This window comes from Streptomyces sp. NPDC000941 (assembly GCF_053599555.1).
The window spans coordinates 19,019-35,432 of the sequence record NZ_JBSFMM010000071.1; the positions used below are offsets into that span (position 1 = coordinate 19,019).

The window sequence follows — 16,414 nt, forward strand, 5'->3', positions numbered from 1 at the left end:
GTCCAAGACCTGCTGTGATAGCCGATCGTTATGGACGTTCACGGACGGGACCTGAGGTACTTCGCCGCAGTGGCCGAGGAGTTGCACTTCACGCGCGCGGCCGAGCGGCTGTACGTCTCGCAGCCCGCGCTGAGCAAGCAGATCAGGATGCTGGAGAAGCAGGTGGGGGCCGCGTTGTTCGAGCGCGACCGGCGCGAAGTGCGGCTGAGCGCGGTCGGTGCGGCGCTGCTGCCGCATGCTCAGCGCATTCTCGCCGAGTGGGAGGCGGCCCAGGAGGCAGTCGCCCGGGTCATGGCCGACCAGGCAGCTGTCCTCGTCGTGGGGATGAGCACCAGCCCGGGGCGCGGGGGCGTGCTGCCGGCGATCCGCTCCCGCTTCACGGCCGCGCGCCCCGATGCCCGCCTCGTACTTCGCCAGGTGCCCTGGCAGGACTCGACCGCCGGGCTCGCCGACGGCACATGCGACGCGGCGTTCGTCTGGCTGCCGCTGCCCGATCCGTCCCGCTACCGGTGGGTGGTGGTCGCCGAGGAACCCCGGCTGGTCGCCATGGCCGATACTCATCCGCTCGCCGACAGGGAGATCATCGACTTCACCGACCTGCTGGACGAACCGTTCCTCGCCCTGCCCGACAGCGCCGGGCCGCTACGGGACTACTGGCTCGCCACCGACGCCCGCGGCGGGAAGCCGGCCCGCATCGGCGCGGAGGTGGCAAGCACTGAGGAGACGTACGAGGCACTTGTCGCGGGTCTCGGAGTGGTCCTGCTGGCGGCCGGGAACACCCCGCTGATCACCCTCGGCGGAGTCGTCACCCGTGTGGTGCGGGGCATCTCGCCCAGCCGCTTCGCCCTGGCCTGGCGCGCCGACGACCGCCGCCCGCTGGTGCGGGAGTATGTGCGCGCGGGTGAACTGGCGACCGGGGCAAACGACTGAGGCGGGGCGCACGCGGCTACGAGGCCAAATCGCGCTCCAGCGGCGTACGGAACCGGGGGGTGACCCGGACCTCCCCCAGCCATCCGCTCAGCCGCGCCGCCTCCGCCGCCACGGCGGCCGTCGCCTCCCGGCCCACGTCGGTGAGCGCGCGCCAGACCACCTCGCCGTTCGCGCGCTGGGCCCAGCCGCCGACGATGCGGCCGTTCCACCACACGGTGGGGCCGATGTTGCCGCTGCCGTCGAAGAGCGGCTTCATGTGGTCCGGGTCGAGGTACCAGTCGCGGGCCTGCCAGCCCATGGCGGTCGGGTCGAGTCCGGGCAGCAGCGCGGCCCACGGCTCGTCGTCGACCAGTGGCGACCGGCCCGCCACGGGCCCCCTGCCCGCCAACGGTCCGCCGTCCGTCAACGGCTCGCCGTCCACCACGGGCTCCCTGCCCGCTGCCGGCTCCCCGCCCGCCAATGGCTCGCCGTCCGCCACGGGCTCCCCGCCCGCCAACGGTCCGCCGTCCGTCAACGGTCCGCCGTCCGCCAACGGTCCGCCGTCCGCCAACGGTCCGCCGTCCGCCAACGGCTCGGCGTCCCCGGGCACATCCCCTGGCACCACGTACCCCAACCCCTCCGCCAGGGCCACGCCCTGCGCGCCGATGTCGGCCAGCGCCCGCCGGGTGTCGGTCACCGTCCACCCCGTCCACCACTTCAGATCGGCCTCGGTCGCCGGACCGTACGCGGCCAGCCAGCGGCGGGCCAGGTCGGCCTTCGCCTCACGGACGGGCAGGTCGGGGAGCGGCGGGACGAGGGCCCAGGGGTACAGGCTGCTGGTCCAGGAGCCGCGCGGGCGGCAGCGGCGCAGATGGCCGTCGGAGGCGAGCAGGCGCAGCAGCCGGCTGCCGACGGTCTGCCGGGCTGCGTACGGCTTGCCGGGCGCCATCACGATCCGCTCCCGCAGCGCGGGCACGTCCTCGGCCACCTCGGCGGTCGTCGCCTCGCCCCGTTCGGCCACCGCCGCCAGTACGGCCTGCTCCACCTCGGCCAGCCGCGCCTCGTCCCAGTGCTCCTCGGCGCGCTCCCGCAGATGCTTCAGCAGCGTGGCCCGCTCCCGTACCGCGATGGCCCGCGCGGTGGACGAGCCGACGACCGGCGCGAGTTCGGTCGTGACGGCGAAGATCGTGCGCCGCATGCTCAACAGCTTGACCAGCGAGACGTCCTCGTACAGAGCCCGCTCCACCTCCCCGGCCCCCGGCTCCCGCAGCCGCGCGCACGCGGACAGATACACGGTGGCCGGATCGGTCGCATGCAGCCCGACGACCGCGTCCGCCACGGCCTCGACGCGTGCCGCCCGGGCGGACGGGGCCAGCAGATGCCGCCGTCCGAGGCGGGCGCGGCGCTGGGCGGGGGTGATACGGGGGAGGTGGTCGCTCATGGGGCTGACCGTAGGGGGCATACCTGTCACCTCCTGGCAGGTACGGCCCCTTCATAGCCCCTCCCCCCACACCCCCTCTAAAAAAACTGCTTGATGCAGAGCAAGTAATAGAGCAAGCGAATTTTTTAGAGGGGGTGGGGTCAGGGTCCGAGCGAGCCTTACGGCACGGCGAAGTCGGCCCACACCACCTTTCCGCGCAGCGGCCGGGCGTGATGCCCCCAGTCCTTGCTGAGCGCCGCCACGATCACCAGTCCCCGCCCCCGCTCCTGGCTGTCGGGCACGGGCCCGACGGGCCAGACCGGCGGCCGACGGTCCGGGTCGTCCACTTCCAGCCGTAGTCGCTTCGCGCTGCGCAGCATCGTCAGCGCGATCACGCCATCGGCATGCCCGGCGTGCCGCACCGCGTTGCTGACGAGCTCGCTGGCCACCACCTCGATGTACTCGGTCAACTCGCCGTCCACGCACCACGCGTCCAGGACGTCGCGGACATGGCGCCGGGCGTTGCCCGCTGCCTTGGGCGCGTGGGGGAGGGGCATGCGGCTGATGTGAAGTCCAGGGTCATTTGCGTCATTCACGAGTCCAATGTCGGTGGGTTCGATTACGCTCGGCAATGACTTGGTCGCTGACCGCAGTGACTGTTGTGTGAGGGGGGTAGCCGTGCCAAATCCCAACGACCTCGACCCGTCCCGGTCCCCGCTGGCCTTCTTCGGCTCGGAGGTGCGGCTGGAGCGCGAGAAGGCGGGCATGTCGCAGACGGAGCTGGGCAAGGTGCTGTACTGCTCCGGGGCGCTCGTCGGGTACATCGAGGCGGCGAAGCGGTATCCGACGCTGGAGTTCGCCCAGCGCTGTGACGAAGTGTTCGGGACGGGTGGGTTCTTTACGCGGATGTGGCCGCTGGTCAGCCGGTTCGTGCTGCCGCATTCGTTCCGCCACTACGTGGACTTCGAGGCGGGGGCCACGACGATCCGCACGTACCAGGCGCAGGTGTTGTACGGCCTGTTGCTGACTGAAGATTACGCTCGCGGAGCGCTACGGCCGGGCCGTCACCAAGACTTGGACGCCGTAGTTGCGGGCCGCATGAATCGTCAGCGCATCCTTGAAGGGCCTGACGCGCCCGCGATCTGGGTGGTGCTGGATGAGGCGGTACTGCGTCGCCGTCCGCCGGTGAGCAACGGGGTGATGCGGGCTCAACTTCAGCGCTTGTTGGACTACCGGTACGACCCGAAAATGGTGATCCAGATCCTCCCGTTCAGTGCGGTCATCCCAACCTCGCTGGACGGCTCGTTCAATCTTCTCACCATGGACGAGGGTGCGAACCTGGTGTACAGCGAAGGCGTGGGAACGGCCCAAGTATTGGCTGACCCAGACGAGTTCGTGCAGGCAGGATTTCGTTACGATCTCCTGCGAGCCGCCGCGCTCTCGCCCGAGGACTCATGCGAGCTGATCGTCTCACTCATGGAGGAACTATGACCAGCACGTGGCGCAAGTCCAGCTACAGCAGCAGCCAGGGTGGCGAGTGCGTCGAGTGCGCCCCCCTCGGCGACGCCACCTGGACGAAGTCCAGCTACAGCAGTGCCCAAGGTGGTGATTGCGTCGAGTGCGCCGAGATCAGCCAGGGCATAGCCGTCCGCGACTCCAAGAACCCCGATGGTCCCCGCCTCCACTTCACCCCCACCGCCTGGGACGACTTCCTTTCCTACGCCACCGCGACCTTGCACACGAACGGGGCGGCGTAACCGACATGGTGTCGGTGTACGCCGCCCTCGGGTGGGACGCGCTGCGGGTGGAAGCCCGCGTGCCCATGTCGCTTACTTCGGGTCGCGGTTGAACACCGCCTTCGACCAGCGGTAGCCGAGCGCCGCCAGGCCGAGGCACCAGGCGATGCTGATCCACCAGTTGTTGCCGATGTCGGTGCCGAGGAGTAGTCCGCGGATGGTCTCGATGGTCGGGGTGAAGGGCTGGTATTCGGCGATGGGCTGGAACCAGCCCGGCATGGCGTCGACCGGGACGAAGGTGCTGGAGATCAGCGGCAGGAAGATCAGCGGCATGGCGTTGTTGCTGGCGGCCTCGGCGCTGGGGCTGACCATGCCCATCCCGACCGCGATCCAGGTCAGTGCCAGGGCGAACAGCGCGAGCAGTCCGAACGCCGCCAGCCACTCCAGGGCCGTGGCATCCGTGGAGCGGAAGCCGATGGCCACGCCGACGGCGCCGACGAGGACGACGCTGATGACCGCCTGCAGCACACTGCCTATGACGTGTCCGATGAGCACGGAGCCGCGGTGGATGGCCATGGTGCGGAAGCGGGCGATGATGCCTTCGGTCATGTCGTTGGAGACGGACACCGCGGTGCCGATGGTGGTGCTGCCGATGGTCATCAGTAGCAGTCCCGGGACGAGGTATCTGATGTAGTCGGTGCGGCTGGCGCCTCCGCCGCCGATGCCCGCGCTCATGGTGTCGCCGAAGATGTAGACGAACAGCAACAGCAGCATGATCGGCGTCAGCAGCAGGTTCAGGGTCAGCGACGGGTAGCGCCGGGCGTGCAGGAGGTTGCGGCGCAGCATCGTGGCGGAGTCGCGTACGGCGAGGGACAGCGAGCTCATCGGACAGTCTCCTTGGGCTGAGTGGGCTGGTTGGTGCTGGTGAGGGCGAAGAAGACGTCGTCGAGGTCGGGGGTGTGGACGGTGAGTTCGTCTGCTTCGATGCCGGCGGTGTCGAGCCAGTCGAGGATGGAGCGCAGTTCGCGTTGGCTGCCGTCGCTGGGGAGCTGCAGGGACAGGGCTTCGTCGTCGCGGGTGGCCTCGCGCAGTGTGGTGGCGGCGTTCCGATAGGCGGCCGGGTCGGTGAAGCGGAGTCGTATGTGCCCACCGGGGATCAGCCGCTTCAGCTCGTCGGCGGTGCCCTCGGCGGCGATCTTGCCGTCGTTCAGTACCGCGATGCGGTCGGCGAGTTCGTCGGCTTCGTCGAGGTATTGGGTGGTGAGGAAGACGGTGACGCCGTCGGTGACGAGTTCGCGGATGATCTGCCACATGTTGTGTCGTGAGCGTGGGTCGAGGCCGGTGGTGGGTTCGTCGAGGAAGATGATGCGCGGGTTGCCGACCAGGGTCATGGCGATGTCGAGGCGGCGTTTCATGCCGCCGGAGTAGGTGGAGGCGGGCTTCTTCGCGGCGTCGGTGAGGTCGAAGCGCTCCAGCAACTCGGCCGTGACGCGTCGTCCTTCGCGTTTGGAGAGGTGGTGCAGGTCGGCCATGAGGAGCATGTTCTCCTCGCCGGTGATCAGGCCGTCGACGGCGGAGAACTGCCCGGTGACCCCGATCGCGGCACGCACGGCCTGCGGGTCGGCGGCGAGGTCGTGGCCGCCGACGCGGATCTGGCCACTGGCGGGGTCGGGGGAGATGAGGGTGGACAGGATCTTCACGGCGGTGGTCTTGCCGGCGCCGTTCGGGCCGAGCAGCGCGAACACCGAGCCGGCCGGGACGGCCAGGTCGACGCCGTCGAGGACGGTCTTGTCGCCGTAGGACTTGCGCAGCCCGTTCGCCGCGATGGCCAAGTCGGTCATGAGGGAATGCTCCTTTTGGCGGGCTGCGGGTTTACAGGCTGCGGGCGGTGATGTCGCCGTGGGAGGTGGTGGCGCGGATGTCGAGTTCGGTGGTGCCATCGTTCTTGAGGGCGTTGCTGATGCGGCCGTAGGCGGTGTCGGCGTCCAGGGCGGCCGAGACGCCGGTGGCGGCGCCGACCGTGATGTCGCCGGACTGGGTGCGGAGCACGACCGTGCCGCGCACGGCCTCGGTGATCTGGATGTCGCCCCTATTGGTGCTGATCTCCGCGGGGCCGCCCAGCCGGCCGATCTCGACATCGCCGTCGATCGCGGTGAGGCGGACGCTCGCGGCCTCGTCGATTTTGATCTGGCGGTACGCGCCTTCGAAGGCGATGTCGCCGAGGCGGCCGACGCCGCGGAGCTCGGAGCTGGCGGTCTTGGCCTCGACACGGGAACCGGCGGGCAACTTGACGGTGACCTCCAGGGATCCGGAGGAGGCGAAGAGCTGGTTCGTGGGCTCAGGGGTGTGGATCCGCAGGACGCCGTCGGCGTAGGTGACGGTGGTCTGCTCGGCGGTCTGGACGTCGCGGCTCTTGGCGGGGTTGGCGGGCAGGACCTCGACGGTGGTGTCGGCGCGGTCGGCGGCGATGAACTGGATGCGTCCGGCGGGGATGTCCAGGACGGCGGAGACCGGGGCGGGGGTGTCGAACTTCTGCATCATGCTCTCCTGCTTCTCGTTCGTTGTTTCCGACACCAGAAACGCTACGTTGCTTTCCAGGTGCTGGCAACGTACTTGTTGCGCAAGATTGATATTACTGCAGGTAGAAGCAGTGAAACTGTTGCAACGACCTCGAAGATAACGCAACGACGACTGCCTCGATCATTGCAATGAGTAAGAAGGGAACGCTACGGTGGGGGGACCAAGGACCACCGCGAAGGATCACCAAGGAGATCGCGATGCCAGGAGGCAGACTCACCCAGCAGGAACGCCAGCAGATCGCGCTGGGGCTGGCCGACAGCCTCCCCTATGCCGAGATCGCCCGACGCCTCGAACGTCCGACGTCGACGGTCACGCGTGAGGTGATGCGCAATGGCGGCCCCACCGCCTACCGCGCCGACCTGGCTCACCGCGCCACCGAACGCCGCGCTCACCGGCGCAGGCCCGCATCCTCCCGAGGGGCGGAGTCGGTCCCTCAGCCACATGGCCGCGACGCCGAGGCCGTGCGCGAGTACGAGGAGTTGCTCACCACCGTCCTCATGCAATCGGGCCTGCCCAAGATGATGGCCCGGGTGATGGCCGTCCTCTACACCACCGATGCGGGCAGTCTCACCGCGTCCGAACTCGCCCAGCGCCTCCAGGTCAGCCCGCCGTCCATCTCCAAGGCGATCGCGTTTCTCGAGGGCCTGGAGCTCGTCCGCCGGGAACGTGATGAGCGCCGCCGTGAGCGCTACATCGTCGACAACGACCTCTGGTACCAGTCGATGATCCGCAGCGTCCGGGACAACGACCGGTTCGTCGAGGTCGCGCGGCAGGGCGCCAGCGTCCTCGGCGCCGGCACCCCGGCCGCCGCCCGCCTCGAGAGCGCCGCCCGCTTCCTCGACTTCGTCTCCGAAGGCCTCATCCGCGCCGCGGAGCAGGCCCGCGAGGTTCTCTACACCAAAGCCGAAACGACCTCAGGCGACACCGCCGAGCCACGTTCGGATCGCTGATGGACGGCCGGTCTTGTTCGGCGAGCTGAGTGGGGGTGTGCCGCTACTGCTGCTCCGTGTACCGCTTGACGATCGACGGCGGAGCGCCGCCCACCGAGTCGGCGGAGTAGGGGCGGACCACAGGCGTTGCACGTGCCAGTAGTGCCCGGCAACGGCAGCGGGGCAGGCGGGAATCACCCACGATCACGTGGATGAGGACGTCAAGAGGCCAACTCGCGCTCTTGCGGCGTACGGAACCGGGGCGTGACCCGGGCCTCCCCCAGCCATCCGCTCAGCCGCGCCGCCTCCAGCTTGACCAGCGAGACATCCTCGTACAGCGCCCGGTCCACCTCCCCGGCCGCCGGCTCCCGCAGCCGCGCGCACGCGGACAGATACACGGTGGCCGGATCGATCGCATGCAGCCCGACGACCGTGTCCGCCACGGCCTCGACGCGTGCCGCCCGGGCGGACGGGGCCAGCAGATGCCGCCGTCCGAGGCGGGCGCGGCGCTGGGCGGGGGTGATACGGGGGAGGTGGTCGCTCATGGGGCTGACCGTAGGGGCCATACCTGTCACCTCCTGGCAGGTACGCACGCGGTGCGGCGCCGCCCACAGGGCGGCGCCAAGGCCTACGCCCTGCGGCGTATCCGGCGCTGCTTTCCTGGGCGGACATGCTCGCCGCCCACGCCGTGACGTGCGCGGACCCCCGTTGCGGCGGGCCCGCGGGGGCGCCGGAATCCGCGTGGATCTCGGGCCGGACGTGACCCGGATGACCTGGGCGACCCGCGCCAACCTGCGGTGTTCGCCCCGCAGTCCGGGCCGGTACGCCCGTCGGCGTACCACAGGAGTCTCTCCCGGCAGGACGACGCGTGCCCGCATCCATCTGCACGCTGGGGCCATGACACAGCAGGCCCCCGTGGTGACGATTCACCAACTCACCAAGCGATATGGAGACCGGGTCGCGGTCGGCGACCTCACGGTCGAGGTCCCGCGTGGCGTGGTCGCCGGATTCATCGGCCCGAACGGCGCCGGCAAAACGACCACCATGGCGATGCTTCTCGGCCTCGTGCGCCCGACCTCCGGGAACGCCACCGTCCTCGGACAGTCGATCCACCACCCCGAGCGCTACCTGGGCCGCGTCGGCGCCCTGCTCGAAGGACCGGCCATGTGGCCCGCGCTGACCGGCGTGGAGAACCTGCGGGTGCTCGCCCGGCTCGGCGGGCACGACGAGCGCCGCATCCCCGAGGTCGTCGAACTCGTCGGCCTCGCCGATCGGGCGCACGACCGCTACGGCAGGTACTCCCTCGGCATGAAGCAGCGGCTCGGCATCGCCGCCGCCCTGCTCGGCGACCCCGAGCTACTGATCCTCGACGAGCCGACCAATGGCCTCGACCCGGCCGGCATGATCGACATGCGCGACCTCATCGCGCGGATCGCGGCCGAGGGCCGCACCGTGCTGGTGTCCTCTCACATCCTCAACGAGCTGGAGCAGGTCTGCGACTGGCTCCTCATCATCGAGCAGGGAACGCTCGTCTACGCCGGCTCAGCACGGGAGTTCGCCGGCCGGACCGGCAACGACATCCTCCTGGCCCCCGCGGACGGCGCGGATCTCCAGATCCTCGCCGACATCGTCGCCGCCGAAGGGCTGGAGCCCAAGAGTGACGGGAGCCGGCTCATGGTGTCGATCGACCACCGCGACCCGCGGCAGATGGCCGCGTCTCTCAACCGCGCCGCCTTCGCGACGGGCATCGTGCTGGCCGAGCTCACGGTCCACCGGCCCACCCTGGAATCCACCTATCTCCGACTCATTGAGGGAGACGTCGCGTGATCCGCTCATTCCGTGCCGAACTGGCCAGGCTGATCCGCCGCAGGGTGCTCATCACCACGATCGTCGTGGTTCTTGCGAGCTCTGTCGGCGGCGCGGCGATCGAGCTGGGCGGCGCCAAGCCCGCATCGGAGATGTCCTCGAACAGCATGACGCCGACGCTGGAGACCCTCGCCGGGGCCGGTGGCGGCACCGAGGTGTTCCGCGCCGTCGCGGCCTTCTCCGGCACCCTCGTGTTCGCTTTGTTCGTCGGCCTGTTCAGCCTGGAGTTCTCCCGCGGTACCTACCGCACGATGCTCTTCCGGCAGCCCAAGCGGACGAGCCTGTTGATCGGCAGGCTGGGGGCGCTGCTGGCCTTCGCGGCCGCGGCCCTCGCGTGCGGCGAGGTCGCCACGTGGCTTGCCGCCCGGTTGGTGGCGTCCGGCTACGACGTCTCGACCGACGCGTGGACCGGCGCCGACGCCCTCGGCGCGGCCGTCACCGACTACGCGTCCGTACTGGCGTGGGTCACCGGCTATGCCGTGCTCGCCATGCTGATCGCGGTGCTGCTGCGCTCCGTTCCCCTGGCCCTCGCCGTCGGCATCGCGTGGGCCGGGCCCGCCGAACACCTCATCGGGGACGCGTGGGACCCGGGTCGGCGGTTCTTCCCCGGACTCCTCCTCGAGACGTTGGGGCAGGGCGGGACGTCGGAGGTGAGTATGACCCGAGCGCTGCTCACCGTAGCCGCCTACGTCGTCGTCGCCGCAGCGGTCGCCGGCACCGTCTTCGCGCGCCGCGATGTCACGGCCTGAGCCCGCCACGGAGCGCGGTGCCGGCCATCGCGATCCACGCGGAGGCGCCGAGCCGAGTCAGCGAACGTGCGGCGTCGCGGCGGCGATGAAGTCGCGGACGCCCTGCCGGGACCGCTCGCGGATGTCGTCCAGCCGGTCGCGGTCCTCGGCCCGGTGCAGCTCGGTGACGTGCTCCATGATTCGCTCGGAGAGTTCCACGAGCGCGGGGTCGTCCGAGATCATCTGCACGCGGAACATCGCTTCCTGTGCCGCGTACCGCAATTCGTAGACGTGCTCCTGCAGCTCCGGGGTGTCCTCGTCGGGGCGGTTCTCGTGGGTGACGAACCACCGCTGGACCAGCACCCGGCGGTAGTTGAGCAGCGCCCCCGCGTATGCGCAGTACGCGTCGATGCGCTCCTGCCGCAGCTTCTCCGCCCGGGCGAAGTGCTCGCCGCGTTCGGTGGTCCGCTGCTGGAAGACGTAGGTGACGCCGGAACCCAACACCGTGCCGAGCACGGCTATGAAACTCGCCAGAACTGCCTCCATAGGGGAAGTTGACCACAGCGCGGGCGCGCCTCGCCGGGGTCGGGGGCGGAGGGCGTCGGGGGAGTGCGGCAAGATGAGGGGCATGGGTAGCTTCGGGGGAAGTGATCGCTTGCTGGCCGGGCGCTATCAGCTGGTGTCACGGCTGGGGCGCGGCGGCATGGGTACGGTGTGGCGGGCCGTCGACACGTTGCTGGGCCGGGACGTGGCGGTCAAGGAACTGCACTTCGACGAGGAGCTGGACGGGATGTCGGCCCTCGACGTCCAGCAGCAGCATGAGCGCACGCTGCGCGAGGCCCGGACCGTGGCGCAGATCAAGCATCCGAATGTGATCGTCCTGCACGATGTCGTGGAGGAGGACGGACGCCCTTGGATCGTCATGGAGTTGGTCGACGGCAGCTCGCTCGCCGACCAGCTGGCCGCCGAGGGGGCGGTCGGGCCGCGTGAGGCCGCGCGGGTCGGCGTCGCGCTGGTGGACGCGTTGCGGGTGGCGCATGCGCGCGGGGTGCTGCACCGGGACATCAAGCCCGCCAATGTGCTGGTGGAGGCGGACACCCGGCGGGTGGTGCTGACGGACTTCGGGATCGCGCAGGTGACGGGGGACACGACGATCACCGAGACCGGGACGTTCGTGGGCTCGCCCGAATACACCGCGCCGGAGCGGATGTCGGGGCGCCGCACCGGTCCGGAGTCGGACCTGTGGTCGCTGGGTGTGCTGCTGTGCACGCTGGTCAGCGGCGAGTCCCCGTTCCGCCGTGACTCGTTGGGCGGTGTGCTGCACGCGGTCGTGTTCGACGAGATACGGGCGCCCGATGCCGCCGGGGTCCTGGGGCCGGTCATCGAGGGGCTGTTGCAGCGCGACCCCGACGTACGGCTGACCGGGGACGCGGCGGCGCGGATGCTGCGGATGTGCCTGGCGCCGGGGGACACCCCCGAGATCCCCCTGGAGTACACGCCGACGCAGCCCGCCGTTCCGGTGCGGACCGGCCGTACCCCCGGCCATACCCCCGGCCATGCGCCCGGGTACGGGACTGCCGGGGACGGGACTGCCGGGGACGGGGCCGCGGGGTATGGGGGTGCCGGTTACGGGGGCGCCACCCCGGCGGCGGCCCCGGCGGCTCCGGAGCCCGCCACCCCCGTCGCGCCCGTCCCGCGCGGCCGGAGCCCCCGCCGTCGTACGGCGCTGATGGCGGCCGTCGCGGTGGTCGCGCTCGCCGGCCTCGGCGCCGGGGTCGCGGCGCTGGCACTCGACCGGAAGGACGGCGACTCCGCGGACGAGGGCCGAAGCGGGGACAAGACCTCGGCCACCGCCCCGACGGACCCCGGCAAGAAGCCGTCGCCGACGCCTTCGAAGACCACCGTCCCGGACGGCTATGAGCTGGTGGACGATCCGGCCGGCTTCACGATCGCCGTACCCAAGGGGTACTCCCGCGACTTCAAGCCCCCGCGCGTCTACTACAACTCGCCCGGCATGGAGTTCCGGATCGGGATCCACATCCAGGAGCAGGACCCCAAGGGCCCGCTTCAGCTGAGCCGGGAGGCGGACGCCAGGGGATCGGAGGACTACCCGGGCTACCGCGGCGGCCAGGTCATCGAGACGGACCGCAAGGGGCAGCCCGCCGCCCTATGGGCGTTCATCTGGAACGGTTCGGCCGACGATGGCGGCTCGCGTCAGACCTATGACCTGACCTGGAACGAGGCGGGCAAGATGTACGACATATGGGTGTCCGCGCCGGTTGGGAAGAAATCCGAGGGAAAGCAGCATTTCGACGCGGCTGTTAACACTTTCTCCCGGTCCGCCGACCGGAACTGAACATCGCCGCAACGGCTTTGTCACGAGCGGTCACAGCTGTCCCGGGGCCGGTGGCGGGCCGCGTGTCCGAGAAGGTAATGATGGAGCCATGACGAACGACGGGGGACGGGCGAACGAGCCCACCAGCTACGAGCTGCGGCCGCCGCAGGCTCCGGCCACGCCGGCGCCGCCTCCAACCGAGCCGGTGCCGTCCCAGGAGCCGCCCCGCGACGCGGCTCAGGAGCCGCCGGGGCTGCCTGCGCAGGGCGCTCGGCAGGGCGCCCAGGACCGGCCGCACAGCCCGTACCAGCCGACACAGCTCGACGGCCGGGCCACCTCCGGGCAGCCGTCTTCCGAGCCGTCCTCTGAACGGCCTCCCGCCGGGCAGCCCGCCTCAGGGCTGCCTGCCTCAGAGCAGTCCGCCTCAGGGCAGCCCGCCTCGGAGCAGCCCGCCCCCAGGCAGCCCGCCTCCGGACAGCCCGACCCTCGTACGTCGCCGCCCGCGCCCGCCGCCCAGGACCCCGGCATCGGCCGTGTCATCGGCGGCCGTTACCGACTCGTCTCGCGTCTGGGACACGGCGGTATGGGCACGGTCTGGAAGGCGCACGACCAGGTCGTCGACCGCGATGTCGCGGTCAAGGAGCCGCGGGTGCCCGAGACCCTGCCGGACGCTGAGCGGCAGAAGGTCTACCAGCGGATGCAGCGCGAGGCGCGCGCCGCGGCCCGGATCGACCACCCCTCGGTCGTCTCCGTGTACGACGTGGCCGTCGAGGACGGCCGGCCCTGGCTGGTGATGGAGTTGGTGCGCGGCGACTCGCTCGCCGACCGGCTGGCCGAGGGCACGCTGGACCCGCGCGAGGCGGCCCGTATCGGCGTCGCGGTGCTGGGCGCGCTGACGGCCGCGCACGAGGCCGGGGTGCTGCACCGCGACGTCAAACCGGACAACGTGCTGCTCGGCCGGAACGACCGGGTGGTGCTGACCGACTTCGGCATCGCGCAGGTCGAGGGCGAGCAGGGGCTGACGGAGACCGGCGCGTTCGTCGGCTCCCCCGAGTTCATCGCGCCCGAGCGGGTGCTGGGCCAGCGGCCCGGGCCCGAATCGGACCTCTGGTCGCTGGGCGTCGTGCTGTACGCGGCGGTCGAGGGCATGTCCCCGTTCCGCCGCTCGCACGCCCCCGCGACCCTCCAGGCCATCCTCTCCGCCGAGCCGCAGACGCCCGCCCGCGGCTCGGGCGCGCTCGGCACGCTGATCATGCAGTTGCTGCGCAAGGACGCGGCGGCGCGGCCGTCGGCGGCCGAGGCGCGGCAGGCGCTCGAGGAGGTGGTGCGGCCTCCGCAGCCGGTGCCGACGGTGCTGACGACCCGCCTGTACGGCCAGGTCGAGGCCGGGGGAGGGGCCGGGATCGGGACCGGCGGCGGGGAAGGCGCCGGGGTCGGCGCCGGGGAGGCGCAGCGCGGGGGCAGCCGCTTCGTACCGCCCATCCTGCACAAGAACCGCAAGGCGCAGCTGGGCCTGGGCGGTGTGGTGGTGCTGGTGGCCGCCGCGCTGGTGCTGGTGCTGATGAAGCCGTTCGCGAGCGAGGGCAGCGGCCTCCCGTCCGGGTGGACGGTCCGGGACGAGCGCGAGGTGGTCGACGCGTCGCTCGCCGTACCCGAGGACTACAAGCGGGTGCTGAACGACAGCGACGAGGACAACCAGTCCGTCACCTTCAAGGACCCCAGTGGGGTCTTCACCATCTATTTCCTCCGGGCCGTCAAGGACGGCGAGGAGGACGTCACCGGGCTCAAGGACGCGGTCGAGCAGCAGATCGCGTACCGCGCGAGCGATTCCCAGTACGACTACGCGGACGCCCGCAGCAAGCCGGAGAAGTCCGCCCAGCAGGGCCAGCCGGCGGAGGACGTGAACACCACCTACCGCCCCTACTCCAGCAACCGCGACGACTACATCCCCTATCTCGAGCGCACCCACATCTATGTCAACTCCGACAAGACGGAGTGGCGGCTGAGCGTGACCATGCCCGCCAAGGGGGAGGCCCGTAAGACCGGGGACAAGCTCTACCAGGAAGTCGTGAAGCACCTGGAGATCCAGGACCTCAAGACAGCCGCGAAATAGAGTTACCGTCGGGTAGTCAAACCGGTCGGGGCGGGCCTACCCTCGCCCCCATGACGGACTCGCAGGACAGCGCACAGCCCACGCAGGACGCTCCGCAGGAGGCTGCCCCTGACGCCCCGCAGGAGGCTGTCCCTGACGCCTCGCAGGACGTCGCACCCGACGCCGGACAGGCGGCCGCACCTGCCCCCGCCCCCGCCGACGGCAACCCGGTCGCCCCCGCCGGCGCCCGTACCGCCGCCCATGTCGTCACCCCCGAGCTGATCGCCCGGCTCGCGCGCGGCGTGGTGGGCAGTGGCAGCACCACCAGCCACACCCCCTTCACCGGGGAGGTCCTGGCCGAACTGCCCGAGTCCACCCCCGACGACGTCGCCGAGGCGTACGAGCGGGCGCGCAAGGCGCAGCTGGCCTGGGCCCGTACCCCCGTGCGTCGGCGCGCCGCCGTGCTGCTGCGCTTCCACGACCTGCTCGTCCGCCGTCAGCCCGAGGTGCTCGACCTGATCCAGGTGGAGACGGGCAAGACCCGGCTGCACGCCCACGAGGAGGTGCAGGAGGTCTGCCTCACCGCTCGCCACTACGGGCGCAAGGCCCCCGGCTACCTGGGCGCCCGCCGCCACACCGGCGCCGTTCCCGTCCTCACCAAGGTCACCGAACTGCGCCAGGCCAAGGGCGTCATAGGCCTGATATCCCCCTGGAACTACCCCCTCTCCCTCTCCGTCGGCGACTCGCTCCCCGCCTTCGCCGCGGGCAATGCCCTGGTGATGAAGCCGGACACCGAGACCGCGCTGACCGCCCTGTGGGCCCGTGAGCTGATGATCGAGGCCGGGCTGCCCGAGGGCGTATGGCAGATCGTGCTCGGCGAGGGCCCGGTCGTCGGCCCCGCCGTCGTCCAGCACGCCGACTACGTCTCCTTCACCGGCTCCACCCGCACCGGCCGCGAGGTCGCCCAGCGCGCGGCGGCCCGGCTGGTCGGCTGCTCCCTGGAACTGGGCGGCAAGAACGCCATGCTGGTGCTGCGGGACGCCGACCTCGACAAGGCCGCCGAGGGCTCGGTGCGCGCCTGCTTCTCCTCCGCCGGGCAGCTGTGCGAGTCCATCGAGCGCCTTTACGTCCATACGTCGATCGCCGACGCCTTCCTGGAGCGGTTCGTCGCCCGGACGAAGGCGATGCGCCTGGGCACGGCCCTCGCGTACGGGGCCGAGATGGGCTCGATGGCGGGCGAGCGCCAGTTGGCGACGGTCGTACACCATGTCGACGAGGCCCGGGAGAAGGGCGCGAAGGTGCTCACCGGCGGCCGCGCCCGCCCCGACATCGGCCCGTACTTCTACGAGCCGACCATCCTCGACGGCGTCGAACCGCCGATGGCGGTGTGCGCGGAGGAAACGTTTGGCCCGGTCGTCTCCATCTACCGCTTCACCGACGAGGACGAGGCGGTCGAGCGCGCCAACGCCACCCCGTACGGCCTCAACGCCAGCGTCTGGACGAAGGACGGGCGGCGCGGCCGAGCGGTCGCCGCCCGGCTGCAGGCCGGCACGGTCAACGTCAACGAGGGCTACGGCGCGGCATACGGCAGCGTCAGGGCGCCGCTGGGCGGGATGGGCGACTCCGGCCTCGGGCGCCGCCACGGCTCGGAGGGGATCCTCAAGTTCACCGAGGCGCAGACGGTCGCGCACCAGCGGCTGCTGCCGCTCGGGCCCGCCTTCGGGATGACGGACGAGAAGTACGCGGCGTTCATGACCCGCAGCCTGCGCGCGATGAAGGCGCTGCGCCTGCGCTGAGCGGCGCGCGGCGGAGGGAGCGG

15 protein-coding genes and 1 pseudogene are annotated in these 16,414 nt (G+C 70.8%); 9 read left to right on the forward strand and 7 right to left on the reverse strand.

What is annotated here, in order from left to right; all coding sequences use genetic code 11:
- The first annotated feature begins 30 nt into the window (after positions 1–30).
- Complete coding sequence (locus tag ACWDSL_RS23115) at positions 31–930, forward strand: LysR family transcriptional regulator (protein ID WP_450488243.1); 900 nt, start codon at positions 31–33, stop codon at positions 928–930.
- 16 nt (positions 931–946) lie between these two features.
- Here ACWDSL_RS23115 and ACWDSL_RS23120 read toward each other — a convergent pair whose 3' ends face one another.
- The gene (locus tag ACWDSL_RS23120; RefSeq protein ID WP_450488245.1) at positions 947–2,350 is read right to left on the reverse strand and encodes a winged helix DNA-binding domain-containing protein; all 1,404 of its coding nucleotides are present in this window, start codon (positions 2,348–2,350) and stop codon (positions 947–949) included.
- Positions 2,351–2,508: 158 nt separating this feature from the next.
- The gene (locus tag ACWDSL_RS23125) at positions 2,509–2,886 is read right to left on the reverse strand and encodes an ATP-binding protein (protein WP_450488247.1); all 378 of its coding nucleotides are present in this window, start codon (positions 2,884–2,886) and stop codon (positions 2,509–2,511) included.
- Positions 2,887–3,007: 121 nt separating this feature from the next.
- On the opposite strand from ACWDSL_RS23125, the gene ACWDSL_RS23130 reads away from it, so the two are divergent.
- Together ACWDSL_RS23130 and ACWDSL_RS23135 are read left to right on the forward strand one after the other, a co-directional pair.
- A complete protein-coding gene (locus ACWDSL_RS23130) occupies positions 3,008–3,820 on the forward strand; it encodes a helix-turn-helix domain-containing protein (protein WP_450488248.1) in 813 nt (270 codons plus the stop codon).
- On the forward strand, positions 3,817–4,086 hold the full coding sequence (locus ACWDSL_RS23135; protein ID WP_450488250.1) for a DUF397 domain-containing protein: 270 nt from the start codon (positions 3,817–3,819) through the stop codon (positions 4,084–4,086). Before ACWDSL_RS23130 ends, ACWDSL_RS23135 begins: the two co-directional genes overlap by 4 nt.
- A gap of 72 nt (positions 4,087–4,158) precedes the next feature.
- Here ACWDSL_RS23135 and ACWDSL_RS23140 read toward each other — a convergent pair whose 3' ends face one another.
- From ACWDSL_RS23140 to ACWDSL_RS23150, 3 genes are read right to left on the reverse strand one after another with little or no spacing between them, the layout of a single operon-like run.
- A complete protein-coding gene (locus ACWDSL_RS23140) occupies positions 4,159–4,950 on the reverse strand; it encodes an ABC transporter permease (protein WP_450488252.1) in 792 nt (263 codons plus the stop codon).
- Positions 4,947–5,906 (reverse strand): ATP-binding cassette domain-containing protein, encoded by a 960-nt coding sequence (locus ACWDSL_RS23145; protein WP_450488254.1) that lies wholly within the window; start codon positions 5,904–5,906, stop codon positions 4,947–4,949. Before ACWDSL_RS23145 ends, ACWDSL_RS23140 begins: the two co-directional genes overlap by 4 nt.
- 31 nt (positions 5,907–5,937) lie before the next feature.
- Positions 5,938–6,603, reverse strand: coding sequence for a DUF4097 family beta strand repeat-containing protein (locus ACWDSL_RS23150; protein ID WP_450488293.1), 666 nt, complete (start codon positions 6,601–6,603; stop codon positions 5,938–5,940).
- A gap of 239 nt (positions 6,604–6,842) precedes the next feature.
- Between ACWDSL_RS23150 and ACWDSL_RS23155 the strand changes: the two genes are divergently transcribed.
- The gene (locus tag ACWDSL_RS23155; protein ID WP_450488256.1) at positions 6,843–7,595 is read left to right on the forward strand and encodes a helix-turn-helix domain-containing protein; all 753 of its coding nucleotides are present in this window, start codon (positions 6,843–6,845) and stop codon (positions 7,593–7,595) included.
- Between the two features lie 280 nt (positions 7,596–7,875).
- Here the strand turns inward: ACWDSL_RS23155 and ACWDSL_RS23160 are convergent.
- Positions 7,876–8,119, reverse strand: a pseudogene (locus ACWDSL_RS23160) (winged helix DNA-binding domain-containing protein); the annotation flags it as partial.
- A 352-nt stretch (positions 8,120–8,471) separates the two neighbouring features.
- Between ACWDSL_RS23160 and ACWDSL_RS23165 the strand changes: the two are divergent.
- Together ACWDSL_RS23165 and ACWDSL_RS23170 are read left to right on the forward strand one after the other, a co-directional pair.
- Entirely contained in the window at positions 8,472–9,401 is a 930-nt protein-coding gene (locus ACWDSL_RS23165; protein WP_450488258.1) for an ABC transporter ATP-binding protein, read from the forward strand.
- Entirely contained in the window at positions 9,398–10,189 is a 792-nt protein-coding gene (locus ACWDSL_RS23170) for an ABC transporter permease (protein ID WP_450488260.1), read from the forward strand. Before ACWDSL_RS23165 ends, ACWDSL_RS23170 begins: the two co-directional genes overlap by 4 nt.
- Before the next feature lie 57 nt (positions 10,190–10,246).
- Here ACWDSL_RS23170 and ACWDSL_RS23175 read toward each other — a convergent pair whose 3' ends face one another.
- Positions 10,247–10,714 (reverse strand): hypothetical protein, encoded by a 468-nt coding sequence (locus ACWDSL_RS23175; protein ID WP_450488262.1) that lies wholly within the window; start codon positions 10,712–10,714, stop codon positions 10,247–10,249.
- Positions 10,715–10,787: 73 nt separating this feature from the next.
- On the opposite strand from ACWDSL_RS23175, the gene ACWDSL_RS23180 reads away from it, so the two are divergent.
- The 3 genes from ACWDSL_RS23180 to ACWDSL_RS23190 all read left to right on the forward strand — a co-directional run bounded on the left by ACWDSL_RS23180 (position 10,788) and on the right by ACWDSL_RS23190 (position 16,391).
- Positions 10,788–12,524, forward strand: coding sequence for a protein kinase domain-containing protein (locus tag ACWDSL_RS23180; RefSeq protein WP_450488264.1), 1,737 nt, complete (start codon positions 10,788–10,790; stop codon positions 12,522–12,524).
- Between the two features lie 88 nt (positions 12,525–12,612).
- A complete protein-coding gene (locus ACWDSL_RS23185) occupies positions 12,613–14,616 on the forward strand; it encodes a protein kinase domain-containing protein (RefSeq protein WP_450488266.1) in 2,004 nt (667 codons plus the stop codon).
- A 50-nt stretch (positions 14,617–14,666) separates the two neighbouring features.
- Positions 14,667–16,391: a succinic semialdehyde dehydrogenase gene (locus tag ACWDSL_RS23190; RefSeq protein ID WP_450488267.1), complete on the forward strand. Its 1,725-nt coding sequence runs from the start codon at positions 14,667–14,669 to the stop codon at positions 16,389–16,391.
- The last annotated feature ends 23 nt before the right edge of the window (positions 16,392–16,414 follow it).

Coding starts and splice junctions, on each gene's coding strand:
- ACWDSL_RS23115 (WP_450488243.1), top strand. CDS start 31: ATGGACGTTCACGGACGGGACCTGAGGTACTTCGCCGCAGTGGCCGAG.
- ACWDSL_RS23120 (WP_450488245.1), bottom strand. CDS start 2,350: ATGAGCGACCACCTCCCCCGTATCACCCCCGCCCAGCGCCGCGCCCGC.
- ACWDSL_RS23125 (WP_450488247.1), bottom strand. CDS start 2,886: ATGCCCCTCCCCCACGCGCCCAAGGCAGCGGGCAACGCCCGGCGCCAT.
- ACWDSL_RS23135 (WP_450488250.1), top strand. CDS start 3,817: ATGACCAGCACGTGGCGCAAGTCCAGCTACAGCAGCAGCCAGGGTGGC.
- ACWDSL_RS23140 (WP_450488252.1), bottom strand. CDS start 4,950: ATGAGCTCGCTGTCCCTCGCCGTACGCGACTCCGCCACGATGCTGCGC.
- ACWDSL_RS23145 (WP_450488254.1), bottom strand. CDS start 5,906: ATGACCGACTTGGCCATCGCGGCGAACGGGCTGCGCAAGTCCTACGGC.
- ACWDSL_RS23150 (WP_450488293.1), bottom strand. CDS start 6,603: ATGCAGAAGTTCGACACCCCCGCCCCGGTCTCCGCCGTCCTGGACATC.
- ACWDSL_RS23155 (WP_450488256.1), top strand. CDS start 6,843: ATGCCAGGAGGCAGACTCACCCAGCAGGAACGCCAGCAGATCGCGCTG.
- ACWDSL_RS23165 (WP_450488258.1), top strand. CDS start 8,472: ATGACACAGCAGGCCCCCGTGGTGACGATTCACCAACTCACCAAGCGA.
- ACWDSL_RS23175 (WP_450488262.1), bottom strand. CDS start 10,714: ATGGAGGCAGTTCTGGCGAGTTTCATAGCCGTGCTCGGCACGGTGTTG.
- ACWDSL_RS23180 (WP_450488264.1), top strand. CDS start 10,788: ATGAGGGGCATGGGTAGCTTCGGGGGAAGTGATCGCTTGCTGGCCGGG.
- ACWDSL_RS23185 (WP_450488266.1), top strand. CDS start 12,613: ATGACGAACGACGGGGGACGGGCGAACGAGCCCACCAGCTACGAGCTG.
- ACWDSL_RS23190 (WP_450488267.1), top strand. CDS start 14,667: ATGACGGACTCGCAGGACAGCGCACAGCCCACGCAGGACGCTCCGCAG.